The sequence below is a fragment of the Nocardia inohanensis NBRC 100128 genome (assembly GCF_001612945.1).
GTDB lineage: Bacteria > Actinomycetota > Actinomycetes > Mycobacteriales > Mycobacteriaceae > Nocardia > Nocardia inohanensis.
Genome location: NZ_BDBK01000021.1, coordinates 1 through 14,493, shown reverse-complemented (window position 1 = coordinate 14,493; position 14,493 = coordinate 1). Strand labels below are relative to the sequence as shown.

The window sequence follows — 14,493 nt, the reverse complement described above, 5'->3', positions numbered from 1 at the left end:
GTCGGCGCACTACAGTTGAGCCATGGCTCGGAATTGGCCGATGGTCGAACGCGAGGACGAACTCGAATCGATCAGGTCGGCACTGAGCGGCGGCGACTTCGTCGGCGCCGTTCTCACCGGTGACGCGGGAGTCGGAAAGACCACGCTGGCGCGGCAGGCCACCGCCGCCGTCGGCGGCAACGTTCGCTGGGTGGCGGGCACCGAATCGGCCAGATCCATCCCCTTGGGCGTGTTCGCGCACATGGTCGGGGTGTACACGGCCCACGATCCGGTGACGTTCATGGCCGCGGCGCGGGAAGCGCTGCTCGCGGACGGGCACACCATCATCGGGGTGGACGACGCACATCTGCTCGATCAGCTGTCGGCGACACTGCTGTTGCAGCTGGCCATCGACAAGGCGGCGCGGATCGTCACCACCGTGCGCAGCGGGGTGCCGGTGCCCGATGCGGTGACCTCGCTGTGGAAGGACGGGCATCTGCTGCGGATCGACCTGTCGCCGTTCACCCAGCGGCAGAGTGTCGAGCTGGTGGAATCCATGCTGGGCGGGCAGCTGGAGGGGTTCACCTCCAACCTGATGTGGGAATCATCCGGGGGGAACGCGCTTTTCCTGCGGCATCTCGTCGAAGGAGCTTTGGAAGCGGGGACACTGCGGCAGGTCAACGGGGTGTGGCAGTTGCGGGGGCGGGCCGCGGTCACCTCGGAATTGGCTGCGCTGCTGGAGGATCGGGTCGAGCAGCTGCCCGAACCGGTGCTGCGGGTGCTGGAGTTGCTGACCTTCTGCGAGCCCATCGACCTGGACGTATTGTCCGAGCTGGCGGGAGCGGAAGCGGTCGAGGCGGCCGAAACCCGCAGTGTCATCAGGATTGTCGAGAACAGTCACCAGTTGCTGGTGCGGTACAACCATCCGCTGTTCGGAGAGGTGATCCGGCGGCGATTGGGGATCGCCTCGGCGCGGCGATTGCGCGGGCGGTTGTATTCATCGCTGCGGGAGCGGCCCATCCACTCGGCCTCGGATCGGATCCGATTGGCCGAATTGGCTTTGGACAGTGACAAATCCGCGGATCTGGAGTTGTTCGAGGCGGCGGCGGCCGATGCCATCGGATTGGCGAATCTGCCACTGGGAGAACGGTTCGCGCGGGCGGCCGTGGAACGGCGGGGCGGGGTCGAGGCGGCGGATCTGCTGGCGCGGGCGTTGCTGTGGCAGGGGCATCGGATCGAGGCCGAGCGGACCCTCGCGGGGTTCGATCCGGACCAGATGAACGAAGTGCAGCTGGCGCGCTGGGGTAGTACGCGGGTGTCGAATCTGTTCTGGTCCATGGGGGATGCGGATCGGGCCGAAGCGGCGTTGCAGGCGGTGCGGAGCCGGGTTCGGCATCCGAAGATGATCCTCACGCTCGATGGGCTGGCCTCCGCCTGCGCGGTGCACGAGAACAAGATCGGGGAAGCGTTCGCGCTCGCCGAACCCGTCATGGACGCGGAAGGGGCGCCGCCGTGGGCGGTGTGGTGGGCCGCCTTCGGGGGCGGGCTGGCGCTGGCGTTGATGGGGCGCGGGGAAGCGGCGCGGCAGTACGCGAAGCGCGGGCATCAGGTGGAGTCGCATATCGACGGGCTGAATCGGTTCATGTCGACGCATGCCGAGGTGCTGGCGCTGACCTTCACCGGGGAGATCGAGGCGGCGCGGGTGCGGGCGAGCAGCCCCTACACCTACTCCTCGCCCGGGCAGTACCACGCGTGGGGGATGTCGAAGATCTTGCAGGGCACCGTCGATGTGGCGCGCGGGCGGTTCCTGGAAGGGATCGACGAGCTCGAGCAGGCACTGGCCGCGCTGACCACGGAAGGGGCCGCCACCTGGATGTTTCCCGCTCGACTACGGTTGGCGGAGGCGTATTCGGCGCTCGGGCGGGCCGGGGAGGCGGCCGAATCGATCGCGTTGGCAGAGGAGCGCGGGGGGCGGCACATCGCGGTGTATCAGCCGCAATTGGAGATCGCCAAGGCTTGGCAGGCGGCAGCGGAAGGGACCGCCACGCCGGCCGTGCGGCTGGCATTAGGGGCGGCCGATGCGGCGGCGCGGTCCCAGCAGCACGCCATCGAAGCCATGGCATTGCATACGGCGGCGCGGTTCGGGGATCACTCGGTGGCCGGGCGGCTCGCGGATCTGGCGGCCCGGGTGGATGGGCGGCTGGTGCAGGCGCAAGCCCGGCACGCGGTCGCGGTGGCGGCGCACGACGGGCCCGGATTGGATACTGCCGCAGCGGAATTCGAGGATATCGGGGTATTGCTGTCCGCGGCCGATGCCGCCGCGCAGGCCGCGTCGGCGCACGAACGCGCGGGCGATCGGCGGCGGCTGCTCGAATCCGCGGCGACGGCCAACCGGTTGGCGGCGGCCTGCGGCGGGGCCAGTACGCCCGCGCTGCGGCAGTCCGCGCAACCGCTGCCCTTGACCGCCCGCGAACGCGAGATCGCCAATCTGGTGGCGGCCGGACTGTCCAATCGGCAGATCGCCGATCGGCTGACCGTGTCGGTGCGGACCGTCGAAGGGCATCTCTACCGCGCGTGCATCAAGCTCGATGTCACCGATCGAGAGGCGCTCGGCGAACTCATGCGCGGCGAGTCATCTTCCGGCAAATCCTGAGCTCGAGATTCGCAACCAGCGGTGCGAGCTTTCTGCCAGCACAGTGTGGGATACGTCTCGCCGCGCAACGTCGGGCATAGCTTCCTCGAAATCACATCTGGAACCAGCAGTTTCCAATCAGCTACCATCCTCGCGAACTGACCGCTCCAGGTCAGCCGAGCGGCCGCATCCGAGCCGCGGGGGACAGTCCCAGATCTGATGAGGGTGGTGTTTCGGCGTGACTCGTCGGCATCGAGAAATGAATACCGGCGTGCTCCGCCATGCCCTGCGCCCCGCCATGGGCGCCCTCCCGCTGGCCATCGCCATCGCCTGCGCGGGCATCGCCCAGGCCGCCCCGCAGCCCGGCGTCACCCGCCCCGCCCAGCCCGGCGTCACCAGCCCCGGCGGCAGCGGCAAACAGCCCGGCACCACCGTCGAACCCGCCGCCCCGCAAGCCGACTACGCGGTGCCCCCGAACTACCGCCCCATCCCGGTCGAGACCGAACCGGCCCCGGCGATCGACTGGCAGCAGCTGCACGCGCCCGAACCCGTCGAACCGGTCGCCCCCATCGCCCCGCCGCCGCGCACCCTGCGCGTCGGCGACTTCATGACCGAGGTGCCGGACGAGGTACCCAACGATGTTCTCAACCCGGTCAACGACTTCGCCGCCAATGCCGAAGCCGCAATCGCGACCGGCGGCAAGTCCATCGGCATCAACCCGAGTCGCTCCGACAAGATCGCCGCCGCCACCGCCGCGGGAGCACTCGGTGGCGCGGCCGTCGGTGCCGCCGTAGCGGGCATTCCCGCCGCAGTCGTCGGCGGTGTCGGCGGCGGACTCGCAGGAGCGGCCATCGGCGCTGTTGTCGGCACGGTCGGCATCGTCGGCATTCCCGTCGCGGCCGCAGCGGTCGGAGCCGCGGTCGGAGCCGTCACCGGCGCGGCAGCGACCGGCGGTCCCGGTGCGATCCCGGGCGCGATCATCGGCGCGGTCGGTCCCGCGATCGCCGTCTTCGCACCGGGCGCAGCCCTCGCCGCACCCGGCGGAGCCGCCATCGGCGCGGCGATCGGCGCGGTCGCGGGCGCCGCGATCGTCGGCCTCCCCGCCGCGGCGATCGGCGGCCTCATCGGCGGTGTCGCCGGTGGTGTCGGGGCCGGCGCCTGGGCCGGCGCCAACCTCTGACCAGCGGGCACGACCACGCAGCGATCGATGATCATCAGCAGCCGACGCGCGCCCACCTTCCGGTCAACCGAGCCATTCATGATCAACGGGAATTGGTTGCGGGATATAGCGGCGTGTCACCGCAACCAGTTCCCGTTCGCGATTCACGCGGTGGCGAGTGGCGGGTGGGGTGAGGGCGGCAGCCCGAATTTTCGCCGCCGAAGCCGTCCGGGTGGGCGACACGCGGTTCGGGGTGCGCGAAGTTGGGTTCGGGGAGAGCCGGGGGCGGGGTGGGGGCGAATTACGGGGTGGGAGGAGTGGATTGGGCGGGAGGCGTTGCCGGTGGTGACGGGTCTCGTTGTTGTTCGGCCTGATCGGGCCGATGGAATCGAATGTTCGAAGGTGGTGTTTTCGGCGTGACTCGTCGGGATCGGGAAATCAAGAGTCGTGGGGCGCGGCGGGCGCTCTTGCCGGTGGTGGGGGTGATTCCGCTGGCTTTGGCCGTGGCTTGCTCCGGTACTACTGAGTCGCAGGTTGCCGGGGCGGGGACTTCCGCCGGAAGTTCGGCCACCACCACTAATGGTGGCGGGCAGGCTGTTCCGGGTTCGGTGCCGGGGAACGGGGCTGCCGAAGGGGCGACACCGGGAGCGCCGGTGGTCCCCGGTGGGCAAGCGGTGCAGCCGGGGGCACAGGGTGGGTTCACGGGGACTCAGACTGTGCAGCCCGGCGTGGCTCGGCAGGCCGAGCAGGCCGGGGTGCAGCGGCAGGGATCGGTGCAGCCGGGGGTCACCACGCCGGTCAAGCCGGGGCCGCGGGTGGATTATGTTGTGCCGCCGAATTTCCGGGGCATTCCGCAGCAGCAGGATGCCGTGCCCGCGATCAATTGGCAGGAGCTGCATGTGCCGGGGCCGGTGACACCGGTTGCGCCTATTGCGCCGCCGCCGCGCACCCTGCGGCTGGGTGACTTCACTTCGGGTGTGCCGGACGATGTTCCGGACAATGTGCTGACGCCGGTCAACGAGGCGGCGGCTAATACCGAGGCGGCCATCGCTACCGGGTTCAATTCCATTGGCATCAACCCAAGCCGGTCGGATCGGATCGCGGCGGGGACCATCGCGGGTGCGGCGGCCGGTGCGGTCGGCGGCGCGCTGGCCGCCGGGGTTCCGATGGCGGTCATGGGTGCGGTGCCCGCCGGGGTCGCGGGTGCGGTTATCGGGGCGGGCATCGGATTCGGGCTCGGTATGGCCGGGGCGACTGTCGCGCCTTGGACCGCGCCCATCGACGTCGTCGGCGGCCCGATCGGCGGCGGGCTCATCGGTGGTGGGCTCGGTGCCGCCGCCGGCGCTGCCGCGCTCGGCATTCCGGCCGCGGTGGCCGGTGGCGTCGCGGGCGGTATCGCGGGTGGCGCGGTCGGCGGATTCCTGGGCGCTGCCTTCTAGCGAAGCCGGGGCGGCCACCAGCCTTGGCGATATCAACGCGGCGGTCAGCCCGCAGCGGGTGGTCGACCGAGTACGCCGGGGCACCCAAACCGCCAGCACGGAGGCCGGCCGAGAAACCGAAGCATTCCGGAACGACCGAGCCTTCCAGGGCGACCGGGATTATACGAGGCGCCCGCACCAACTTTGTTGGTGCGGGCGCTTTTTCATGTGGGGATCGCATCTCGACCGGAGCGAGCACATGTGCGGGATCGCATGTCAGCCGGAGAGCGCATCGGAATCCGATCGAACCGTCTGGGCGGTCCGATCGGATTCTTCGACGGTAGCCGGGCCGCGCATAACCTCGGCTACCGCACGTGGCGGCCGGGGGCGACCGTGGTGCGCAATGGGTAGTTCGGTGCTGTCGACAGAATCGAGTGTGCGACAAGGACTTCTGGTTGGGAAGCGAATTTCGGGCAATGCTGAAACGTGACCCTCGCTTTGAGGAAACGTTATGCGGAATGCGTTGCGCGTGACCGAAATAGGACGATCACGACATCAGAAGAGGGTGGGTTCACCGAAGCCCGGGGTGCGTTCGATTTCCAGGAGATGCTGCTTCGTGTGCAGCCCGCCGGGGGCCGAGAAACCGTGCAGGGCATGGTCGGCGGCCAGCACCCGATGGCAGGGGATGATCAAGGGGATCGGGTTGCGGCCCAGGGACTGACCGACTGCTTGCGCACCGCCGGGAGCGCCGATGCGGTTGGCGACCGTGCCGTAGTTGAGGGTGTGCCCGGGGTCGATCGCGCGCGTGATCGCGTACACCGCGCGGTCGAAGTCGTTGAGCGCGGTCAAGTCCAGAGGAATCCAGCGCAGGTCGTCCAAGTCGCCGTCGAGGTGAGCACGGATCCGCTCGATGGATTCGGCGATGACCGGCGTCGGTTCGGCTTCACGAATCTCGGCGATTCGATGCCGGCGCAGAATGTAGGACCGGGTGGTCGCCGCATCCGGATCGGGTAGCGCGAAGCGCAGAACACCGGTGGCGCTCCAAGCGACGGCGCAGGTGCCGATCGCGGTATCGAAAAGCGCCGCCGAGGCCGAAGGGCGGGCCGGTGCGGACATATCGCCAGTGTGCACCAACGGTCCGACAACTTCCGCGGCGTGCTCGCCACAACAGTCCCGCGAACCAGCGGCGGGCGGGTGGCAACTCACCGTTTCCGCCGTCCCACGGCATCTGGCCGAGAGCGGTTTCGGGAGGTTCGACGGCACGAGGCCGCCGCACCCGGGCGGGTGCGGCGGCGGTGGCTGGATGCATTCGGGTCGCCTGGAATCGTGTCGGTGCCGACCGGTCAGGTCGGCTGTTGCGGACCAGTCAGGCCAGCGGTAATGAGGCCAGTTTTCTAGAACTGGACTGTTTCCTCACGGCAGGGGATGCGGGACAGATCCGGGAAGCCGGCCGACCGGCGCTGGACCGGACTCGGAGACGCCGCCGGGGGTTCAGCGGCGTGGTGGGACTGAATGGCGGCCAGGTCCGAATATTGGCGGGACGCTTCGTAATCGGCGACCGACCAGTCCGACATGGGGGCATGCGGCCGGTAGCGCTCGAGCAGCACGCCCCAGCGTTCACCGGGGGCGGGGGCGAACAGGTAGACGATCGCGGCGAAGGCCGCGACCACCAGGAAGGAGGTGAGCAGAGCGATCATGAGGAAATAGTGGACCGGTCTGGACTTGAAGAAAATATCCAGTGCCCCGATACTGGACTGTATGGCGACACGAGTGATCGGCGCGGCCAGCCTCACGCGCGACCTGGGCCGGTGGCGGCAGGACGAGCCGGGGGCCACCGCCGACAACAAGCGGTCCACCCGGCCCGCGTACGTGGCATTGGCGGAGAGCATCCGCCTGTTGATTCACGATGGACGCGCGCCGCTCGGGGTCGCATTGCCGAGCGAACGCGATCTGGCCACCACCCTCGCGGTCAGCCGTACCACCGTGACCTCGGCGTACGCGCTACTGCGGGAGCACGGATATCTGATCAGCCGACAGGGGTCGCGCAGTACCGTCGCGCTGCCGCCGACCGTGGTGCACGACGGCACCAAACCGGCCCGCAGCCTGCTCGCCATGATGGCGCAGCCGGAGGTGCCGACCATCGACATGACCTTCGCGGCCATGTCCGCGCCCGCCGAGATGACCGATGCCTATGCCTTTGCGCTGCAAGGACTTCCGACCTATCTCGGCACGCACGGCATGGATCCCGTGGGCATGCTGATGCTGCGCGAGGCGCTGGCGCGGCGGTATACCGAGCGCGGGCTGCCGACCGATCCGGAGCAGATCCTGGTGACGCTCGGCGCGCAGCACGGCTTGCGGCTGTTGCTGAACGTGCTCACCACGCCGGCGGAGCGGGTGCTGATCGAACACCCCAGCTACCCCAACGCGATCGAGGCGATTCGTGACGTCGGCGCGCGGCCGGTCCCGGTGCCGATGCGCCCCGACGGCTGGGATATGGACGGAATCCGCAGCGCGGCAAGGCAAACCGCGGCCAGCGTGGCGTATCTCGTGCCCGACTACAACAATCCCACCGGCCTGCTGCTGGATGCGACCGGACGCTCCGAACTAGCGGCGATCGCCCGCGAAACCCGCATGACGGTGATCGTGGACGAATCCATGGTGGACCTGCACCTCACCGATGAGATCGTGCCGCCCGCAGCGTCTTTCGCTCGCGGCTCGGAGATCGTGACCATCGGATCGGCCTCGAAATCCTTCTGGGGCGGCCTGCGGGTCGGCTGGGTGCGAGCCAACCAGTCGCTCATCGCCAAACTGCTGGGCACCCGCTCCGCCATGGACCTCGGCACCCCCGTGATGGATCAACTGGCCACCGTCTACCTGCTCCAGCACGAGGACCAAATCCTCACCACCAGAAGGGAACAGCTGCTTTCCCGCCGCAACGCCCTACTCGAGGCGATCGCCGAGGAACTCCCGGATTGGCGGGTCTCCCCCGGTGCGGGCGGCATGTCGCTGTGGGCGCAACTCCCGGCCCCGGTCTCGACCGCACTGGCCGCCATCGCCCCGAATCACGGCGTATTGCTCGCCGCCGGACCGCGTTTCGGCGTCCAGGGCGCCTTCGAACGCTTCATCCGGCTCCCCTTCACCCACGAGGAATCGGATATCCGCCTGGCGGTGAAGTCGATCGCGGCGGCCTACTCCGCCCTCACTCCCCACGCCGCGGACCCGCTCGCCCCCCTGGCTCCGCTCTACTGAGCTGAAGCTCTCGCTATCGAATCCAAGCGCGACAACTGATTTCGCGCCGATGCGGGTAACTCATCGGGGACGCCCGAAATCGGTTGGCCGTCGACCGCCGGCACGCGTGCACGACGGTCGACGGCTCTCAGCCGCGCGCTGAAGACGCGGAGAGGCGGTCAAGCCAGGATGTCGTGCCGGACGATGGTCTGGTCACGACCCGGGCCCACACCGATGCAGGACATGCGTGCGCCCGAAAGCTCTTCGAGGCGCTTCACGTACGCCTGCGCGTTGGCCGGCAGCTCCTCGAAGGTGCGCGCCCCCGAGATGTCCTCCCACCAGCCCGGCATCTCCTCGTAGATGGGCTTGGCGTGGTGGAAATCGGTTTGGGTGGTGGGCATCTGCTCCACCCGCTCACCGTCGACCTCGTACGCGACGCAGATCGGCACGGTGTCGAGGCTGGAGAGCACATCCAGCTTGGTGAGGAAGTAGTCGGTGATGCCGTTGACGCGGGTGGCGTAGCGCGCGATCACCGCGTCGAACCAGCCGGTGCGCCGCGCCCGCCCGGTGGTCACGCCGACCTCGCCACCGGTCTTGGCCAGGTAGGTGCCGGACTCGTCGAACAGCTCGGTCGGGAACGGACCCGAGCCCACGCGGGTGGTGTACGCCTTGAGGATGCCGAGCACGGTCCCGATCTTGTTGGGCCCGATGCCGGAACCCACCGCCGCGCCACCCGAAGTCGGGTTGGAGGAGGTCACATACGGGTAGGTGCCGTGGTCGACGTCCAGCAGGGTGCCCTGCGAACCCTCGAGCAACACGGTCTCGCCGCCCTCGATGGCCTGGTTCAGCAGCAGGCGGGTATCGGAGATGCGGTGCTTGAAGCCCTCAGCCTTCTCCAGCACCTCGTCCACCACCTGCTGCGGGTCCAGCGCACGCCGGTTGTAGATCTTCACCAGCACCTGGTTCTTGAATTCCAGTGCGGCTTCGACCTTCTGGGTGAGGATCTTCTCGTCCAGCACATCGGCCACGCGCACGCCGACGCGAGCCACCTTGTCCTGGTAGCACGGCCCGATGCCGCGTCCGGTGGTGCCGATCTTCTTGTTGCCCAGGAAGCGTTCGGTGACCTTATCGATGGCCACGTGATACGGCATGATCAGGTGCGCGTCGGCGGAGAGCAGCAGGCGGGAGGTGTCCACACCGCGCTCTTCCAGACCGGCCAATTCGGCCAGCAGCACACCCGGATCCACGACCACGCCATTGCCGATGACGTTGGTCACACCCGGTGTCAGGATGCCCGACGGAATCAGGTGCAGCGCGAAGCTCTCACCATTGGGCAGGACCACGGTGTGACCGGCGTTGTTGCCGCCCTGGTAGCGGACGACCCAATCAACCCTGTCACCGAGCAGATCCGTTGCTTTGCCCTTGCCTTCGTCGCCCCACTGGGCGCCGATCAGCACGATTGCCGGCATCAGAAGTCTCCTACGGGATCGACACGCAGCACTGCGGTGCTGCGGCACCCGCCGTCGGAAGGCGGTGGCCGGAGGCACAGTTTACTGGATGGCCACATACCCACTGGTTCGTGGTCCGGGTCGGGCGAATCCGACGTAACGGGTGAGCAGCGAAGCCAGCGACCCCTCTGGGTCAGGGTTATGGTGGCACGGGGAGCCGGACCGGCTGGGGGTCCGCGAGAACGCAGCGAGGCGATCGACATGTCAGGTCAGAGGAGGGTGTACCGCAGTTGAGTACCCATGTTCTCCGCTGCGATGGCGCACCCGTTCCGATCGCATTGGCTTCACTCCCGCTGACCCAGACCTCGGCCATTCCCGAGGGTTCGGCATTGGACGAGCTACTTCCGGTGATGGCCGCCGACAGCCTGCCGCGTTTGATCGTGCTCGGTGAGGATGCCGGGCTGGCGGCGGTGCTCACCCATCTGCTGCGGACCGAACGGTTGCATGTCGAGATCGGTTACGTACCGGTCGATCGCACCTACGGTTCGCGCGCCTACGAGACCGGGACCGGGTCCGCCGCCGCCAAACGCGCGCTGGAGGGCAAGCCCACCGAGACGCCGTTGATCCGCGACGACACCGGCAAGGTGCTGATCGGCCGCGCCACCCTGGTTGGCGTGAACGGGCAGAAGCTCGAGGGTGAGGCGTACGTCGACGACACCCGGCTCTTCACCGGCAAGGCGGGGGCGCTGCATGTTTCGCCCACGCTGCGGATGCCCGGATTGCACGCGACCGTGCAGCGCGGACTGCGCAAACGCAAATGGGTCGAGGGGCGCGCCATGCAATTGGGGACGCCGGGCGCGGTCGTCACCCGCGACGGCATCACCACCGATCGGGTCGTGAAACGCTCCACGTTCTATCGCCACCACGAACCGTGGCTGCTCGTACGCTGACAGCGTCCCCGTACCTTCGGCTCGAAAACCGGGGTCCCACACAAGGAGTCCGATGAATCAACCCTCCGCGATCGGCCGCGCCCACGGGGCTGTGCGGCCCTCGCCGGTCTTCCTGCTCGTCGTCGCGCTGACCGTCGCGGGCGGGGCGCTGGCGTGGAATTCCGAACTGCTGTCCAAGCAGGCGGAGCTCGGGGTTTTCCTGATGGTGGTGGCGGGCTGGATCGTCTCGGTCTGCCTGCACGAGTTCGGGCACGCGTATGTGGCGTGGCGGGCCGGGGACCACGAGGTGGAGTTGCGCGGGTATCTGACGCTGAACCCGTTGAAGTATTCGCATCCGCTGCTGTCGATCGCGCTGCCGGTGTTGTTCATCGCGATCGGCGGGTTCGCTTTGCCGGGTGGTGCGGTGTACGTGCATTCGCATTCGTTCAGCCCGCGCACGCAGCGGATTCTCAGTGCGGCCGGGCCGGGCGCGAACCTGGCGTGCGCGATCGTGCTGCTGATCGTCATCAAGGTGTGGGGTAGCGCGAGCTCGCATCCCGCGTTCTGGTTCGGGCTGAGTTACCTTGCGTTCCTTCAGATCACGGCTACCGTGCTGAATCTGATTCCGGTGCCGGGGACCGACGGGTACGGGATTCTGGAGCCTTCGCTGAGTTATCAGACGCGGCGGTCGCTGGATCAGATCAAGCCGTACGGGGTGCTGATTCTGGTGGCGCTGCTGTTCGTGCCGGAGTTGAACGCGCTGTTCTTCGACGCGGTGCACGGACTGTTCGATCTGTCCGGGATTCCCTCGCGCTGGCCCGCCTACGGTGGGACGCTGACGCGGTTCTGGCTGTAGCTGCGATAGCCGGGCCAACCCCTCGCTGGCCCGGGCTGTCTCGAACATTAGAGCGGCACAAGCGGATACACCCGAGTAGTGCACTACCCGAAGATCGGTACGCGATCCCGCAGCCGAGCCGGTGATACGCGGGTCAGTCGATGGGGGTCACGAAGGGGTGGTCGACGGTCGGCGGCAGCAATGCGATCGCGGACAGCCGGCGCATGCCGCAGACCTGCATGAGATCGACCACGATGGAACGGAGTTGGGCGAAGACCACGTGGGCGGAGATGCCCGCACTGTCGACCAGGTCCTTGGTGGCGCCCTTCGCGACCGTACGCAGCACGCGGGTGGCCTCGGCGGCGTCGGGTTGATCGCCCGGATCGGCGAGCATCATGCGGCGGACCACGTCCACGGCCTGGCCCAGTTTCTCCACCTGCTCGATGAGGCGGGGGTCGAGAACCTCGTCGTCACGGACCGAGGTGAGGGCCCGGCGCAGTAGGACGCGGGCATTGCGGACGGCATTGTCGAGGGGGTCGGCGGCTTGGCGCAGACGGTCCAGGCGGGTGCGGGAGTTCCAATACAGCGGGGAGATGCGGATGATCTCCGAACTGCCCTCGAGGGTGTTGCGCAGGGAATCTATCGGGGCCTGGGTGCTGCGGGCGGCCTCCAGGGCGGTCTTGATTTTGGCGGCGTCGTGTTCGAGCAGGCCGTCGGCGCATTCGACCAGGGCGGTGCCCATGACATCGAGGATGTCGGCGGCCTGCTGGCGGGCGCGGCGCACCGGATGCAATGGAATGGCCGCCACCACCAGGATTCCCACCAGGCCGCCGACCAGCGCATCGACCATGCGCAGGCCGGAGCCGCCGCTGTTGGGCGGGATGAGGGTGGCGACCAGGACGGCCGAGCTGGCGGCCTGCATGGTGATGACCGGGCCGCCGTCGAGGAAGACCGCGGTGCTCATGGCGGCCAGCACCAGCAGGGAGATCTGCCAGACGCCGGAACCGAATTGGGAGACGAACAGGTCGCCGACGCCGATGCCGACCGCCACGCCGACGATCAGCTCCACGGCGCGGCGCAGGCGGGCGCCGAAGGAGACGCCGATGGAGATCATGGCCGCCATCGGGGCGAAGAACGGGTGTTCGTGGCCGATCAGATTGTGTGCGATGAGCCAGGCCAGGCCGGCGCCGATCGCGCACTGCACGATCGGCAGCATGGACGACCGGACCCGATTCGCGGCCTTGCGCATACGGGCCGCGCCGCTCTCCCTGGCGGCGTCGAAGGTATCGCTGAATCCGGTCGTCAAGTCCGCAGGACTCAGTCGAGGCCGAGTTCCGTGGCGGCGCGCGGGTCGCAATCCTCGAGCAGGTCCAGGCAGCGGGCGTACTCGTCGGATTCACCGATCGCGCGGGCCGCGCGAGCGAGCGCGCCCACACAGCGCAGGAAACCCTGGTTCGGTTCGTGCGACCACGGCACCGGGCCGAAGCCCTTCCAGCCGTTGCGGCGCAACAGGTCCAGGCCGCGGTGGTAGCCGGTGCGGGCGAACGCGTACGCCGAAACGATGTCGTGGTTGACCTCACCGGTCTCGTTCTCGCCGCGCTTCAGGGCGGCCTCGGCCAGATAGGCCCACGCGATGGAGGCCGACGGATATTGTGCCGCGACCTGCACCGGATCCTGGTTTTCCAGCAACGCCCCCTCGGCGTCGATATTTTCCGGCAGCAGTACCGGCTGCGGTCCGAGCAGATCACCGAAGGAGGTCATGCCGATCATTCTGCACCGACCGCCCGGATGCTCAGTAGGCTGACCGTCGAATCACAGTTCAGCCGAACCGAGGGGTAGCGCGTGTCCGAGCCGAAAGACGACCAGCAGCCGCAGGACTCTGCCCGCAAGGCAGCCCAGGGCGCGGCCGCCGAACCGGACACCACCGTCAACTCCACGCCCCCGGGCGTGTCGAAGTCGCCCGCCCCCGGCGGACCCGGCCGCCCCGATGCGAACGCGGCCCCGTCCGCGTCCGGCGAACGCCGTGACACCCGCGACGAATCCACCGCCGCCATGCCGGCCACCCCGGCGGTCTCCCCGGCCTCCGCCCCGAACGCGCCCGCCAACCCCGGTGAACGCCGCGACACCCGAGCCGAATCCACCGCGGCCATGCCGACGACCCCCGTCGTCTCCCCCACCGCCGCCACCGAAGTGATCCGCACCGGCGGTGCAGCGCCCGCGCAAAGTCCGGTACCCGGACGCGGTCCGAACCAATCGACCGAACAGTCCGACCGCAGCCCCGCCTCGGGAACGGCGCAGCCCGGCGTTCCGGCACAGCCCAACGGTTCGGCGGCATCCGGTCCCACGAATCCCGCTGCCGCAGGCGGCAACCCGACGGGATCCCGGCCGGGAAACTCCGGTCCCGCAGGCGGCAACTCGACGAGATCCGGGCCGGGGAACGCAGGCCAGGGCGGACCCGACCAGAACTTCGGCCGGGGTGGCGCAGCACCCAAAGCTCCCGCACCGGCGGGCAAGCCGGGCTTCGCCACCATCCAGTACGAGCCGCCGCAGGCTGGCGGGCGACCGGGCCCCGGTCTGGGTGGACGCCCCGGTCAGGCCGGACCCAATGCGGGGCAAAGCAACCCGAACGCGGGCTCGGCCAACCCGCCGAGCAACGCGGGACAGAACAACCCGAACGCAGGTTCCGGCGCAGCCAACCTGCCAGGCAGCATGCGACAGAACAACCCGAACTCGGGCCCCGGCGCAGCCAACCCGTCGGGCAGTGCGGGACAGGGCAATCCGAACCCGGGTTCCAGCGCAGCCAACCCGTCGAGCAGCGCGGGGCAGGGCAATCCGAACCCAGGTTTCGGTGCAGCCAACCAGCCC

Annotated in this window: 11 protein-coding genes and 1 pseudogene; 7 read left to right on the top strand and 5 right to left on the bottom strand. The window is 68.7% G+C overall.

The features are described 5' to 3' along the window. Positions 1-22: 22 nt before the first annotated feature. The 3 genes from NI1_RS35585 (at position 23) to NI1_RS35575 (ending at position 5,209) form a co-directional block, all read left to right on the top strand. Entirely contained in the window at positions 23-2,632 is a 2,610-nt protein-coding gene (locus NI1_RS35585) for a helix-turn-helix transcriptional regulator (RefSeq protein ID WP_067830485.1), read from the top strand. 250 nt (positions 2,633-2,882) lie between these two features. Then, positions 2,883-3,791 (top strand): hypothetical protein, encoded by a 909-nt coding sequence (locus tag NI1_RS35580; RefSeq protein WP_245663576.1) that lies wholly within the window; start codon positions 2,883-2,885, stop codon positions 3,789-3,791. A gap of 707 nt (positions 3,792-4,498) precedes the next feature. Further along, positions 4,499-5,209 (top strand): hypothetical protein, encoded by a 711-nt coding sequence (locus tag NI1_RS35575; RefSeq protein ID WP_245663575.1) that lies wholly within the window; start codon positions 4,499-4,501, stop codon positions 5,207-5,209. Positions 5,210-5,743: 534 nt separating this feature from the next. On the opposite strand, the gene NI1_RS35570 is transcribed toward NI1_RS35575, so the two are convergent. Then, entirely contained in the window at positions 5,744-6,304 is a 561-nt protein-coding gene (locus NI1_RS35570; RefSeq protein ID WP_067830480.1) for a methylated-DNA--[protein]-cysteine S-methyltransferase, read from the bottom strand. Positions 6,305-6,582: 278 nt separating this feature from the next. Then, complete coding sequence (locus NI1_RS35565) at positions 6,583-6,885, bottom strand: hypothetical protein (RefSeq protein ID WP_067830479.1); 303 nt, start codon at positions 6,883-6,885, stop codon at positions 6,583-6,585. Positions 6,886-6,946: 61 nt separating this feature from the next. On the opposite strand from NI1_RS35565, the gene yczR reads away from it, so the two are divergent. Continuing rightward, positions 6,947-8,437, top strand: a complete 1,491-nt coding sequence (gene yczR, locus NI1_RS35560) for a MocR-like transcription factor YczR (protein ID WP_067830477.1) — start codon at positions 6,947-6,949, stop codon at positions 8,435-8,437. 158 nt (positions 8,438-8,595) lie between these two features. Here the strand turns inward: yczR and NI1_RS35555 are convergent, their stop codons facing one another. Next, a complete protein-coding gene (locus NI1_RS35555; protein WP_067830475.1) occupies positions 8,596-9,885 on the bottom strand; it encodes an adenylosuccinate synthase in 1,290 nt (429 codons plus the stop codon). Between the two features lie 269 nt (positions 9,886-10,154). Here NI1_RS35555 and NI1_RS35550 point away from each other — a divergent pair, with 269 nt between their 5' ends. Together NI1_RS35550 and NI1_RS35545 are read left to right on the top strand one after the other, a co-directional pair. Then, positions 10,155-10,814 carry a hypothetical protein gene (locus NI1_RS35550; protein ID WP_067830472.1) on the top strand — a complete coding sequence of 220 codons (660 nt, stop codon included), beginning with the start codon at positions 10,155-10,157 and terminating at the stop codon, positions 10,812-10,814. Positions 10,815-10,866: 52 nt separating this feature from the next. Further along, the gene (locus NI1_RS35545) at positions 10,867-11,649 is read left to right on the top strand and encodes a site-2 protease family protein (protein ID WP_067830470.1); all 783 of its coding nucleotides are present in this window, start codon (positions 10,867-10,869) and stop codon (positions 11,647-11,649) included. Between the two features lie 133 nt (positions 11,650-11,782). Here the strand turns inward: NI1_RS35545 and NI1_RS35540 are convergent, their stop codons facing one another. Next, on the bottom strand, positions 11,783-12,877 hold the full coding sequence (locus tag NI1_RS35540) for an FUSC family protein (protein ID WP_067830713.1): 1,095 nt from the start codon (positions 12,875-12,877) through the stop codon (positions 11,783-11,785). A gap of 68 nt (positions 12,878-12,945) precedes the next feature. Then, complete coding sequence (locus NI1_RS35535; protein WP_067830467.1) at positions 12,946-13,389, bottom strand: DUF3151 domain-containing protein; 444 nt, start codon at positions 13,387-13,389, stop codon at positions 12,946-12,948. Positions 13,390-13,470: 81 nt separating this feature from the next. Here NI1_RS35535 and NI1_RS35530 point away from each other — a divergent pair. Then, positions 13,471-14,493 (top strand): annotated as a pseudogene (locus NI1_RS35530) (hypothetical protein); the annotation flags it as partial.